This is a genomic window from Agaricicola taiwanensis (assembly GCF_014635245.1).
GTDB lineage: Bacteria > Pseudomonadota > Alphaproteobacteria > Rhizobiales > Methylopilaceae > Agaricicola > Agaricicola taiwanensis.
Genome location: NZ_BMCP01000002.1, coordinates 1,092,962 through 1,105,399 on the forward strand (window position 1 = coordinate 1,092,962; position 12,438 = coordinate 1,105,399).

Sequence of the window (12,438 nt, forward strand, 5' to 3'; positions counted from 1 at the left end):
GAGAATTATCATGAACGTCATCCTGCTTGAACGCATTGCCAAGCTTGGCCAGATGGGCGACGTCGTCCGTGTCAAGGACGGCTATGCCCGGAATTTCCTCCTGCCGCAGGGCAAGGCACTGCGTGCCAACGAGGCGAACAAGGCTCATTTCGAGAGCCAGCGCGCTCAGCTTGAAACCCGCAATCTGGAGCTCAAGAAAGACGCCGAGGCCGCCGGCGAGAAGCTGAACGGCCAGAGCGTGATCATCATCCGCCAGGCCGGCGAGACTGGCCAGCTCTACGGATCGGTCTCCACCCGCGATATCGCGGAAGCACTCGGCGCCGAAGGCTTCAAGGTCGGCCGCAACCAGATCGTGCTCAACACGCCGATAAAGGCCATCGGGCTTCACGAGGTGCCGGTTGCGCTGCATCCGGAGGTGGAGGTTTCCATCACGGTCAACGTCGCTCGCAGCACTGACGAGGCGGGCCGGCAGGCCGGCGGTGAGGATCTGACCCTTCGCGGTGAGGATGCGCGCTTTGAAACCTTCGATCCAGAAGCTGATGGCGCGGAAGCCTCCGACGAAGAAGCCTGAAGCCAGGATCCACGAAAATCAACGCCCGGCTTTGCCGGGCGTTTTTTTATGGCGCAACCCCTCTATAATCGGCCCGGGGTGGCGGTATGTTTCCCGATCGTAGCGTAAGCTGAAGGAAAGCGGATGGACATGCTCCTGGATTCAGCACTGGGCAAAGTGATCCGACATGGCAGCCTGGATGTCATCACCGCTAGCGGCCAGAGGCTGACATTTGGCGACCGGAAGGGCGCGCCGATCGTCGTGCGCTTCACCGACCGAAAGGCCCAATGGGCTTTTATGATCGATCCCTACTATTACACCGGAAAGCTCTTCATGGACGAACGGCTCCGGGTCGAGCAGGGAACGATCTATGATTTTCTGGAGGTGATGCTGTCGAATGCACGCGGCACGAAGCCGCCCTTGCCCGAGCGCATCATCGACTGGTTTCGTTTCGCCATGCGGCACGTCCGTCAATACAACGTCGGCTTGCGCGCCAAACGCAACGTGGCCCGCCACTACGATCTCGACGGGCGGCTCTACGATCTCTTCCTGGATTCCGACAAGCAATATTCCTGCGCTTATTTTGAACACCCGGGGCAGGACCTGGAAGAAGCGCAATTAGCCAAAAAGCGGCATATCACGGCGAAGCTTCTGATGCAGCCGGGCCACCGCGTACTCGACATCGGCTGCGGCTGGGGCGGGCTTGCGATCTATCTCGCAAGCATGGCCAACGTCGAGGTGCGTGGCATCACCCTGTCGGAGGAACAACTCGCGGCTGCGCGGGCTAAGGCCCATGACGAAGGTCTGGAGCAGCGGGCGAGTTTCGCGCTGGAGGATTATCGCACCACAGAGGGGCGGTTCGACCGCATCGTCTCGGTCGGCATGCTGGAGCATGTGGGCGTCGACTTCTTCGATGTTTATTTCCAGTCGATCCGCTGGCTGCTGAAGGATGACGGAGTGGCGTTGGTTCACGCCATATTCCGCCCGGAAGGTCCCGGACGGACCAACCCGTGGATTCAGAAATATATCTTCCCCGGCGGCTATATCCCTGCCCTGTCCGAGGTGCTTCCGGCGGTGGAACGGTCGGGGCTTCTGGTGACGGATATCGAGATCCTGCGCCTGCACTATGCTGAAACCCTGCGGGCCTGGCGCGAGCGCTTTATGGCGCGTCGGGCAGAGGCCGTTTCGCTTTACGACGAACGGTTCTGCCGCATGTGGGAGTTCTATCTGGCCGGCTCGGAAACCGCCTTCCGCTATGAAGACATGGCCGTCTTCCAGATTCAGCTGACCAAGAATCAGAACATCGTGCCCCTTGTCCGTGACTATGTCACAGACAACGAGAGCGCCCTGCGCAAGCGCGAGGAACTGCTGACGCCGGTCCGTCTTGCCGGAGAGTGACGGTCAAGGGCCAACAGGATCGACGCGCCACATTTTTGCCCCATTATCCTAAGGCTGTGAATCATGGGTATTTCGCGGCCCTAGGGCCGTGAGGCGTGCCGTCGCGGGATTTTGGGGCGATGGTGGCACTCTTCTTCGAAGCCTGGGCGTGTTAACGGATCGGTAACAGACGGAACCGAACCCACCATGGCCTATGCCGAGAGTACGAGCCGCGCGCTCGTTGAAGTTGAAACCTATCGTCAGGCGCCGCACAACATCGAGGCGGAACAGGCGCTTCTGGGTGCGCTTCTGGTCAACAATGAAGCTTTTTATCGGGTCTCGGACTTCCTGGAAGCCGGGCATTTCTTCGAAAACGTCCACCAGAAAATTTTCGAGATTGCCGCAACGCTGATTCGGTCCGGCAAGATCGCCACGCCGGTGACGCTGAAGACTTTTCTTCCGGCTGACACCGACCTCGGCGGGATGACGGTCTCACAGTATCTGGCCCGGCTTGCCGCCGAGGCCACCAGCGTCATCAATGCGGAGGACTACGGCCGCACCATCTATGATCTCGCCATTCGCCGGACGCTGATCCTGATCGGCGAGGACATGGTGAACATCGCCTATGACGCGCCGGTCGACATGGCGCCGCGATCGCAGATCGAGGATGCCGAACGACGGCTCTACGAACTCGCCGAACAAGGCCGCTACGATGGCGGCTTCCAGAGTTTTTCCAACGCGCTCGTCACCGCGGTCGACATGGCCGCCAACGCCTACAAGCGGGATGGCAGCCTGTCCGGTCTCGCCACCGGCCTGTCGGACCTCGACCGCATGATGGGCGGCCTGCAAGCGTCCGACCTTCTCGTTCTCGCCGGACGGCCAGGCATGGGCAAGACCGCGCTGGCGACCAATCTCGCCTTCAACGTGGCCAAGGCCTATCGAGCCGAGCAGGAGCCCGACGGCCGGATGAAAACCGTCGACGGCGGTCAGGTCGGCTTTTTCTCGCTTGAAATGTCGGCCGAGCAGCTCGCCACGCGTATTCTCGCCGAACAGTCCGGCATTCCCTCCTACAAGATCCGCCGAGGAGACATCACCGAGCAGGAGTTTGGACACCTCGCGGAGGTCGCCCGTCAGCTGCAGACCATCCCCTTCTACATCGACGAGACGGGCGGCATCTCGATCTCGCAGCTGACCGCTCGCGCGCGTCGCCTGAAGCGCCAGCGCGGTCTGGATCTTCTGGTGGTGGATTATATCCAGCTCCTCTCCGGCTCCGCCAAGAAGGGTGACAACCGCGTTCAGGAAATCACCGAAATCACCACAGGTCTCAAGGCCTTGGCGAAAGAACTTAATGTTCCAATCATCGCCCTGTCCCAGTTGTCCCGTCAGGTGGAAAACCGCGACGACAAGCGCCCGCAACTGTCGGATCTGCGCGAATCGGGTTCCATCGAACAGGACGCCGACGTGGTCATCTTCGTGTTTCGCGAGGAGTATTATATCAAGGGCAAGAAGCCCCGCGAAGGCACGCCGGAATTCCTGACCTGGATGGCTGAAATGGAGCGCGCCGCCGGCAAGGCAGAGGTCATCATAGGCAAGCAGCGTCACGGTCCCACCGGAACGGTGGAAGTGGCCTTCGAAGCCGAAGTCACGCGCTTCTCCAATCTTGCGCAGTCAGACCATCTGCCGGAGCGGTTTGAATAGCCGATGCCTTCGCCGCCGAACGAGGATAAGCTCGTCACGCAATCAACCACTGGCCTGCCGTGACCTTTTCGACATCGATCACCAGCCCGCCGGCGCTCGAGACCGGCGCCCTCCTCACCATCGATCTCGGCGCGATCGTTTCCAACTGGCGTCATCTCGCGGAGCGGGCAAGCCCCGCCGAATGCGCCGCCGTGGTCAAGGCGAACGCCTATGGCTGCGGCATCACCCGCGTCGCCGGCGCGCTTTCTGCGGCCGGCGCGAAAACATTCTTCGTTGCCCATGCCTTTGAGGGCCGCGAGGCCCGGCAGGCTGCGCCTGATGCCGCGATCTACGTCCTCAACGGGTTGCCACCGGGCGGCGCCGCCGAAATGGCGGCCGATCGCCTGCGCCCCGTCCTTGGGAGCATGGCCGAAATCGAGGACTGGTCGATCAACGGGGACGCCCATCCCGCCGCGATCCACGTCGACACGGGCATGAACCGGCTGGGCCTGAGCCATGAAGAAGCCAAAGTGGTCGCGGAACGCCACGCCAGCGGGCGCCTTGGTTTTTCCCCCTCGCTGTTCATGAGCCATCTTGCCTGCGCCGATGATCCCGAGCATCCGCTCAATGCTCTTCAACTCGACCGGTTTCGGCAGGCACGGGCACTGTTTCCCCAGGTGCCAGCAAGCCTCGCCAATTCCGCGGCCACCCACCAGGGCGGAGACTGGCGATTTGATCTCTGCCGCCCCGGCATCGCGCTTTACGGGGGCAACCCTTACGTGGGATCGGCCAATCCGATGCGCCCGGTCGTGCGCCTGGAGGCCCGCGTCATCCAGGTCCGCGAGGCCGCGGCCGGTGACACCGTGGGATATGGCGCCACGCAGAGGCTCACGCGTCGATCGCAGCTTGCAATTCTCTCGATCGGTTATGCCGATGGCTATTTCCGCCTCGCCGGTTCGTCCGACGCCAAAGCCGGCGCCGAGGCGGTCATCGCCGGCAAGCGCTGTCCCCTCGTCGGGCGCATCTCCATGGATCTGATGGCCGTGGACATCACGGATGCACCTGCCGTGCGGCGCGGCGACATGGCGGTCCTTCTCGGCGAAGGCATTGATGTTGATGAGGTCGCCGCTCACGCCCAGACCATCGGCTATGAGGTCCTCACCGACCTCGGACGGCGATATCACCGGATCTACCGTCCGGCCTAGCGCTTGCGATGTTCACGTTTTGATCTTATCCTTCGGGCACCCCTCCACCGTTAGTGATTCTCGCCCGTGGCCCGTCCCAAAACCTCCTTCATCTGCCAGAATTGCGGCGCGGTTTCCTCCCGTTGGAACGGCAAGTGCGAAGCCTGCGACGAATGGAACACCATCGTTGAGGAAGCCGCCGCTCCGCCGGTCGCCGGAGCGCCGGGGCGACGCCTCGGCAAAGGGCGCGTGGTCGCCTTGGAGAGCCTTGCCGGGTCCACGGCTGAGCCGCCGCGTCTCCTTTCCGGCATCGGCGAGTTCGATCGGGTCACCGGCGGCGGCTTCGTGCGCGGCTCCGTCCTGCTCATCGGCGGCGATCCCGGCATCGGCAAGTCGACCCTGCTGATCCAGGCCTCTGCCGCTCTCGCGCGGGCCGGCCATCGCACCGTCTATATCTCGGGTGAAGAGGCGGCCGCCCAGGTGCGCCTTCGGGCCGAGCGGCTTGGCCTTGCCGACGCGCCGGTCGCTCTCGGCGCGGAAACCTCCGTTGAAGATATTCTCGCGACGCTCGATGCTGGCGAGCCAGCTCGCCTCGTCATCATCGACTCGATCCAGACCATGTGGACCAATGCAGTCGAATCGGCACCCGGCACCGTCACACAGGTTCGCGCCGCCTCGCAGGCGCTGATTCGCTATGCCAAGACGACGGGCGCCTGCGTGATCCTCGTCGGCCACGTCACCAAGGACGGCCAGATCGCCGGGCCCAGGGTGGTTGAGCATATGGTGGATGCGGTGATGTCCTTTGAGGGCGAGGCGGGGCACGCCTTCCGCATCCTGCGTGCCCAAAAGAATCGTTTCGGCCCGACCGACGAGATCGGCGTCTTCTCCATGGGAGAGCGCGGGCTTGAAGAAGTCACCAATCCGTCCGCCCTCTTCCTTTCCTCACGGGACACGGCGGCGCCTGGCATGGCCGTCTTTGCCGGAATGGAAGGCACGCGGCCGATCCTTGTGGAGATCCAGGCTCTTGTCGCGCCCTCGGCTCTGGGCACGCCCCGTCGCGCCGTCGTGGGCTGGGATCAGAATCGGCTGGCCATGGTTCTGGCCGTGCTCGATGCCCATGGCGGATTGCGGCTCGGCGGGCACGACGTCTATCTCAATGTCGCCGGCGGCCTGAAGATCGCGGAGCCGGCCGCCGATCTTGCGGTCGCCAGCGCACTGATTTCCTCGCTGACCGGCGTGATCTTGCCGGCTGACACCGTGCTGTTCGGCGAGGTCAGCCTCTCCGGCGCCATCCGCCAGGTATCACATGCCGGAGCTCGTCTAAAAGAGGCGAACCGCCTTGGCTTCACCCAGGCCATCGTGCCGCCGGTCGGTGATATCTCCAGCGGCATGAAGGTCTCAGAACTGAGCAGTCTGGATGCGTTGGTCGCCCGCATCTCGGCCATGGCAACACGCCTGCAACGCAAAGGCGCGTGACGAGACCGGCCAAGGCGGCTATAAGGCCGCCATTCTGCCAGCTCCAGAACGCGATCCTGCTCATGCCGATCACTCTTCTCGATGTCATCGTTATCGCGGTGATGCTTCTCTCCGCCCTGCTTGCCATGGTTCGCGGATTCACCCGGGAGGTTCTCTCGGTGGTGTCCTGGATCGCGGCGGCTGCCGCAACGCTCTATTTCTTTCCGATGCTGCAGCCGTGGATGCGCGAGCAGATCACCGTCGAGCCGCTCATCATCGCCGATGTCATTACCGGCGCTGTCATCTTCATCGGCACGCTGATTGTTGTATCGCTGGTGACGATCCGCATATCCGACCTCGTGCTCGATAGCCGGATCGGACCGCTCGACCGCAGCCTCGGCTTCCTCTATGGCGCGGGCCGCGGCTTCATCCTTGCGGTGATCGCATTCCTCTTCTTCGGCTGGCTCGTGCCTGAACGCTCGCAACCGGTGTGGGCGCAACAGGCACAATCACGCATGCTTCTGGAAAATACGGGCGAATCGATGCTCGCCCTGTTGCCGGAAGACCTTGAAGAGACCATCTTCACAACGATCAAGCGCAGCACCGGTGAAGGCGAGCAGCCTACCGTGGTGCCAGACGGTGAAACTCAGGGACCTTCCGGTGCCACGCAGCAGCCGGAACAGGAAACGTCGGGCTCTAATTCGGATTTGCAGCGTCTATTGACGCCAGGCGGCGCCAGCAACTGATCGGCGCCTCCGCGAAGGAGAGATAACGTGACGCAGGACAACGCAGCCAACGCCGCACATGATCTGTGGCGTGAGCTTGAAGCCGATCGTCTTCATGAAGAATGCGGCGTTTTCGGCATTTTCGGTCATCCCGATGCCGCCGCGCTGACAGCTCTGGGGCTTCATGCCCTGCAGCATCGCGGGCAGGAAGCCGCCGGTATCGTCACCTACGACGGCGGCCGCTTCCATGCCGAGAAGCGGCTGGGCCTTGTGGGCGACCACTTCTCGGACAGCCGCGTGATCGAGCGCCTGCCCGGCAAGGCAGCCATCGGACACAATCGCTACTCCACCACGGGCGAAACCATCCTGCGGAACGTGCAGCCGCTTTTCGCCGAACTGGAAAGCGGCGGCTTCGCGGTTGGCCACAACGGCAATCTGACCAATGCCCAGGTGCTGCGCCGCCAGCTCATCCAGGAAGGCGCCATCTGCCAGTCAACCACCGACACAGAAGTAATCCTTCATCTCGTCGCCCGTTCACGCCGTAATCGCTTTGTCGATCGTTTCGTTGACGCCGTGCGCCAGATCGAAGGCGCCTATGCTCTCGTTGCCCTCTCAACCAAGAAGCTGATCGGCGCCCGCGACCCTCTCGGCATCCGCCCGCTTGTGCTGGGTGAGCTCGATGGCCACTACATCCTCTGCTCGGAGACGGTCGCGCTCGACATCATGGGCGCCAAGTACATTCGCGACATCGAGAACGGCGAAGTCGTCATCATCTCCGAGGATGGCATCGAATCGCTGAAGCCCTTCCCGCAGCAGCAGATGCGTCCCTGCATCTTCGAATTCATCTATTTTGCCCGGCCTGACTCCGTGGTGCAGGGCAAGAGCGTCTATGAAGTTCGCAAGAACATGGGCATCGAGCTTGCGCGCGAATCCGGTGTTGAGGCCGACGTCATCGTTCCCGTGCCCGATTCCGGTGTTCCGGCCGCCATTGGCTTCTCCCAGGAAAGCGGCATTCCCTTCGAACTCGGCATCATCCGCAATCACTATGTGGGCCGCACGTTCATTCAGCCAACCCAGCGCATCCGGGAGCTGGGCGTTCGCCTGAAGCACTCGGCCAATCGCGCCCAGGTGGAAGGCAAGCGTATCGTCCTGATCGACGACAGTCTGGTGCGCGGCACCACCTCGGTGAAGATCGTGCGCATGATGCGCGACGCCGGCGCCAAGGAAGTTCACTTCCGCCTTGCCAGCCCGCCGATCACCCATTCCGACTATTACGGCATCGACACGCCCGAGCGTGAAAAGCTTCTGGCGGCACAGATGGACCTGGAAGGCATGCGCCAATACATCGGCGCGGACAGCCTCGCCTTCCTGTCGGTGGATGGCACCTATCGCGCCATGGGTTATGACAGCCGCAATGCCAGCCAGCCGCAGTTCACCGACCACTGCTTCACCGGCGATTATCCGACGCCGCTCGCGGATCTGGATGCCGAAGGAAAGAACGTGAAAAAACGTTCGCTGCTGGCGGAAGCCGGCTGAGGTCCGAGCAGATCATGGCAGAGCAACGGTTTCTTGACGGCCGCGTGGCCCTCGTCACGGGCGCCTCACGCGGGATCGGCTATGCCGTTGCGCTCGAAGCCGCCCGCGCCGGTGCCCATGTGATCGCCGTTGCACGCACCGTTGGCGGCCTGGAAACCCTGGATGACGACATCAGGAAGCTGGGCGGATCCACCACCCTCGTTCCGCTCGATTTGAAGGACTATGCCGGCATAGACCGCCTTGGTGCGGCAATCTTCGAGCGCTGGGGCCGGCTCGATGCGCTCGTGGGCAACGCCGGGCTGCTCGGACCGATCTCGCCGCTTGGCCACATCGAACCCAAAAGCTTCGACGATGTCTTCGCGGTCAACGTCACGGCGAACTGGCGTCTCATCCGCTCCCTGGACCCGCTCTTCAAGCGTTCCGACGCCGCTCGGGCGGTGTTTGTCTCTTCCGGTGCATCATCCAGCTGCAAGGCCTATTGGGGGCTCTATGCGGCCTCCAAGGCCGCTCTGGAGGCGCTCGTCCGGTCCTATGCCGCCGAAACCCGCAACAGCGCGATACGCGCCAATCTCGTGAACCCCGGTGCGACCCGCACCAAGATGCGCGCTCAGGCGATGCCGGGCGAGGATCCCGCCACGTTGCCCAATCCCGCGGATATCGCCCCGGGCATCGTTCGCCTGCTGGATCCGCAGTTCAACGAGACGGGACGGCTGTACGATGCGCCGCGGCAGCGAGTTCTGGATTTCCAGCCTCCCGCCTGACGCAATCGGAACCATCGATTTCGAAAATCGTTGTCTCTGCAAGGCTGTCTCGGATGGCCAAAGAGAGAGGATTTGAAGGATGGGAAGCGCATCAGACAAAATGAAAGGCGCCGCTAACGACGCGATGGGCAATGCCAAGCAGGGCGTTGGCAAGGCTGTCGGAAACGACAGGCTTCGCGCCCAAGGCAAGGCCCAGGAGGTCAAGGGCGAAAGCCAGAAGGCCATGGGCCGCGCCAAAGACGCCATCAAGGACGCGACCAATCTCTGATTGGCGGCGCGTTCTGGAAAAGCCGGCCTCGGGCCGGCTTTTTTCTTGGCGCTACATCCACAGTCCCGAGACAGCCTGGCGCAGGGGGTTCTGTGGGTCGGCCAAAAGCCTCAGCGCCATGAGACAGGCGATCACGACAAGGAGTGGGCGGATGATCCGGGCGCCGAAGCGGACCGCCAGCAGCGAGCCAAGCTGCGCGCCGATCAACGAACCCAGGGCCATCAGCAGACCAACCTGCCAGACGATCAGGCCCGAAGAGGCAAACAGAGCGAGGCCGCCGAGGTTGCTCACGGCGTTTGCGAGCTTGGTGTGGGCCGTCGCCCGCAGCACGCCGTAGCCGAGCAAGGCGACGAAACCGATCATATAGAAGGAACCGGCGCCCGGGCCGAACAGGCCGTCATAGAAGGCGACGACAGGAACGAAGAGGCCGATGAAGACGGTCTTCGGGATTCGTTGAACGGCATCCTCATTGGTCATGCGCGGCGCAGTGGCGAAGTAGATCGCGATGCCGATCAACAGCAGCGGAATAATTGCGGCCAGGACATCGGGCGAGATGCGACTGACGCAAAGCGCTCCCGCTATGGCCGCCAGCGCGGCAACGGGCGCGATGAAGAGGGCCTGCCGCCAATCGATCAGGCCGCGGCGCGCGAAGGCATAGGTCGAGGAGCAGGTACCGGCCGCTCCCAACAGCTTGTTTGTGGCAATGGCCGCCGCGGGATCGAGGCCCGCTAGCATAAGAGAAGGCACGGTCATGAGCCCGCCGCCGCCGGCAATGGCGTCGAAACAGGCCGCGACTACGGCCACGCAGAAGAGCAGCGCCAGAATCTCCAGATCGATCGCGCTTGATATCATGGGGGGAGCACTCGAGGAGGCAGCTATCTGCCGCGATCGTAAGGATTTTCCGGTTCGCGCAAGGTCATGCGAATGGGAGTCCCGGGCATGTCGAAGGTCTCGCGCAGACTGTTGACGAGATAACGGACATAGGAATCCGGCAGCGCGTCCGTACGCGTCCCGAAGAGAATGAAATGCGGGGGACGGGTTTTTGCCTGCGTGACATAGCGCAGCTTGATGCGCCGTCCGGACACGGCCGGAGGTGGATGGGCTTCCATCACATTCCGGAACCACCGGTTGAGCGCCGCGGTTGACACTCGTTTGTTCCAGTTCTTCTCGGCGGCGAAAATCGCGTCCATCAGCCGGTCGACGCCTTCGCCGGTCATCCCCGAAACGGCGATCAGAGGCGCGCCCTTGATCTGCGGCAGCAGACGGTCGGCCATCTCTCTGTGCCTGGAGATGGCTCCGGCACGATCTTCCACCAGGTCCCATTTGGAGAGGGCGAAAACCACCGCCCTGCCCTCGCGCGCGCAAAGATCGGCGATGTGGAGATCCTGCTTCTCGAAGGCGATGGTGGCGTCAAACAGCAGGACAACGATCTCGGCGAACTTCACCGCGCGGATGCCGTCGGAAACCGACAGCTTTTCCAACGCCTCGTGGATGCGCGCCTTGCGGCGCATGCCCGCGGTGTCGAAGAGCTTGATCGGCCGGCCCCGCCATTCCCATTCCACGGAAATGGAATCACGGGTGATGCCGGCTTCCGGGCCCGTCAGCAGCCGATCCTCGCCTAGGAGATAATTGATAAGTGTCGATTTTCCCGCGTTTGGGCGCCCAACGATGGCGACACGCAAGGGGCCGGGGGGACGCTCGTCCCCGACGAGTTCCTCATCGGGCTCAGCATCATTCTCCGCCGCCGCATCGACGATCGGCGCGAGCAAAGTGTGCAGGTCCGCGAGCCCTTCACCGTGTTCGGCGGAAAACGGCAGGGGATCTCCGAGCCCCAAGCGAAAAGCGTCGTAGGAACCGGCGATGGCCTCGCGACTTTCAGCCTTGTTGGCGAGCAGGATCACGGGTTTGCCGGATCGGCGCACGAGATCGGCGAACCGCTCATCGTCCGGCGTCACACCCACGCGAGCATCGGTCACGAACAGGACGGCATCGGCCTGGGCGATCGCTGTTTCGGTCTGTTGCCGCATGCGCTCGGTCAGCGATCCCTTGGCGCCGTCTTCGAGGCCCGCGGTGTCCACGATGGTGAAGGACAGGTCTCCCAGGCGGGCCTCGCCCTCTCGGCGGTCACGCGTCACGCCAGGCCGGTCATCCACCAGAGCGAGGCGCTTGCCGACAAGTCGATTGAACAGCGTCGACTTGCCCACATTGGGACGTCCGACGATCGCAATGGTCGCCGGCATGATCAGTCCGCCGCGGTGGATGAGCGACCCGCGAGAAGCCCTGAGGCGATCTGCAACCGTGAGCGCACGCCCGGTGGCAGTTCGGTATCTTCCTCGGCAAGATCAAGCCAGCGCTTGGCCGCAGCATCGTCCTCGGCGCTCATGGCAGAGAAAACCAAGGCCTCGCGCGCCTGATGCCGCCAAGGATTGCCCGGCTCCGCCAGCGGCTCCAGGCGCTGCCGCACCGCTTCGATGTTTCCCTGGTCAAGCTCGAGCAGGCCGGCCCGCAGCGTGGCAAGATCACGCAATGTCTTCGAGAGGCCGGTGTCGTTGGCAAGCGCGGTGAAAGCGGCGATGCCCTGTCCTGCATCCTGCGCCGCCTGTTCGGAGGCCGCCCGGAAGCGCGCAAGCGTGGCATAGCCCTGCGGCGCATCGGCGCCCATGGCCTGAAAGGCGGCAAGCGCCTCGGCGGCCTTGCCGTCCTCGGCAAGAGCGAGCGCGGCGGCGAAGCGATCGCCGCTTTCGGCAGACTGCTTTGCCTCATACCATTCCCAGGTCCGGTAGCCGCCCACTCCAACGACGATGAGCACCGCGACGGCGATCACATAGGGAGCGAACTTCTTCCAGGCTTGGGCGGCGCGCTCGCGCCTGAGATCGTCGGCGACCTCATCGAAAATATCGGACAT

At 63.1% G+C, this 12,438-nt stretch carries 12 protein-coding genes; 9 read left to right on the top strand and 3 right to left on the bottom strand.

The genetic code is table 11. The features are described from left to right. The first annotated feature begins 10 nt into the window (after nt 1-10). The 9 genes from rplI (at nt 11) to IEV58_RS12635 (ending at nt 9,533) form a co-directional block, all read left to right on the top strand. Nucleotides 11-571, top strand: a complete 561-nt coding sequence (gene rplI, locus IEV58_RS12595; RefSeq protein ID WP_188410057.1) for a 50S ribosomal protein L9 — start codon at nt 11-13, stop codon at nt 569-571. Between the two features lie 123 nt (nt 572-694). Further along, a complete protein-coding gene (locus IEV58_RS12600) occupies nt 695-1,948 on the top strand; it encodes a cyclopropane fatty acid synthase (protein WP_188410058.1) in 1,254 nt (417 codons plus the stop codon). A gap of 186 nt (nt 1,949-2,134) precedes the next feature. Next, nucleotides 2,135-3,625: a replicative DNA helicase gene (locus IEV58_RS12605; RefSeq protein ID WP_188410059.1), complete on the top strand. Its 1,491-nt coding sequence runs from the start codon at nt 2,135-2,137 to the stop codon at nt 3,623-3,625. Nucleotides 3,626-3,684: 59 nt separating this feature from the next. After that, complete coding sequence (alr, locus tag IEV58_RS12610; protein ID WP_229729403.1) at nt 3,685-4,809, top strand: alanine racemase; 1,125 nt, start codon at nt 3,685-3,687, stop codon at nt 4,807-4,809. Between the two features lie 66 nt (nt 4,810-4,875). Beyond that, nucleotides 4,876-6,264, top strand: coding sequence for a DNA repair protein RadA (gene radA / locus IEV58_RS12615; RefSeq protein ID WP_188410060.1), 1,389 nt, complete (start codon nt 4,876-4,878; stop codon nt 6,262-6,264). 62 nt (nt 6,265-6,326) lie between these two features. Next, on the top strand, nt 6,327-6,989 hold the full coding sequence (locus IEV58_RS12620; protein ID WP_268235581.1) for a CvpA family protein: 663 nt from the start codon (nt 6,327-6,329) through the stop codon (nt 6,987-6,989). Between the two features lie 27 nt (nt 6,990-7,016). After that, the gene (purF, locus tag IEV58_RS12625; RefSeq protein WP_188410062.1) at nt 7,017-8,504 is read left to right on the top strand and encodes an amidophosphoribosyltransferase; all 1,488 of its coding nucleotides are present in this window, start codon (nt 7,017-7,019) and stop codon (nt 8,502-8,504) included. Between the two features lie 14 nt (nt 8,505-8,518). Further along, nucleotides 8,519-9,265 carry an SDR family NAD(P)-dependent oxidoreductase gene (locus IEV58_RS12630; protein WP_188410063.1) on the top strand — a complete coding sequence of 249 codons (747 nt, stop codon included), beginning with the start codon at nt 8,519-8,521 and terminating at the stop codon, nt 9,263-9,265. Nucleotides 9,266-9,365: 100 nt separating this feature from the next. Then, nucleotides 9,366-9,533: a CsbD family protein gene (locus IEV58_RS12635; RefSeq protein WP_229729404.1), complete on the top strand. Its 168-nt coding sequence runs from the start codon at nt 9,366-9,368 to the stop codon at nt 9,531-9,533. A 51-nt stretch (nt 9,534-9,584) separates the two neighbouring features. Here IEV58_RS12635 and IEV58_RS12640 read toward each other — a convergent pair whose 3' ends face one another. The 3 genes from IEV58_RS12640 to IEV58_RS12650 are packed head-to-tail and all read right to left on the bottom strand — an operon-like array spanning nt 9,585 to nt 12,438. Further along, on the bottom strand, nt 9,585-10,385 hold the full coding sequence (locus IEV58_RS12640) for a TSUP family transporter (RefSeq protein WP_188410065.1): 801 nt from the start codon (nt 10,383-10,385) through the stop codon (nt 9,585-9,587). 23 nt (nt 10,386-10,408) lie between these two features. Further along, entirely contained in the window at nt 10,409-11,773 is a 1,365-nt protein-coding gene (der, locus tag IEV58_RS12645) for a ribosome biogenesis GTPase Der (protein WP_188410066.1), read from the bottom strand. Between the two features lie 2 nt (nt 11,774-11,775). Further along, entirely contained in the window at nt 11,776-12,438 is a 663-nt protein-coding gene (locus IEV58_RS12650; protein ID WP_188410067.1) for a tetratricopeptide repeat protein, read from the bottom strand.

Excerpts from the sequence above, each read along its gene's own strand:
- rplI (WP_188410057.1), top strand. The coding sequence starts at position 11 with ATGAACGTCATCCTGCTTGAACGCATTGCCAAGCTTGGCCAGATGGGC.
- IEV58_RS12600 (WP_188410058.1), top strand. The coding sequence starts at position 695 with ATGGACATGCTCCTGGATTCAGCACTGGGCAAAGTGATCCGACATGGC.
- IEV58_RS12605 (WP_188410059.1), top strand. The coding sequence starts at position 2,135 with ATGGCCTATGCCGAGAGTACGAGCCGCGCGCTCGTTGAAGTTGAAACC.
- IEV58_RS12620 (WP_268235581.1), top strand. The coding sequence starts at position 6,327 with ATGCCGATCACTCTTCTCGATGTCATCGTTATCGCGGTGATGCTTCTC.
- IEV58_RS12630 (WP_188410063.1), top strand. The coding sequence starts at position 8,519 with ATGGCAGAGCAACGGTTTCTTGACGGCCGCGTGGCCCTCGTCACGGGC.
- IEV58_RS12635 (WP_229729404.1), top strand. The coding sequence starts at position 9,366 with ATGAAAGGCGCCGCTAACGACGCGATGGGCAATGCCAAGCAGGGCGTT.
- IEV58_RS12640 (WP_188410065.1), bottom strand. The coding sequence starts at position 10,385 with ATGATATCAAGCGCGATCGATCTGGAGATTCTGGCGCTGCTCTTCTGC.
- der (WP_188410066.1), bottom strand. The coding sequence starts at position 11,773 with ATGCCGGCGACCATTGCGATCGTCGGACGTCCCAATGTGGGCAAGTCG.
- IEV58_RS12650 (WP_188410067.1), bottom strand. The coding sequence starts at position 12,438 with ATGTCCGATATTTTCGATGAGGTCGCCGACGATCTCAGGCGCGAGCGC.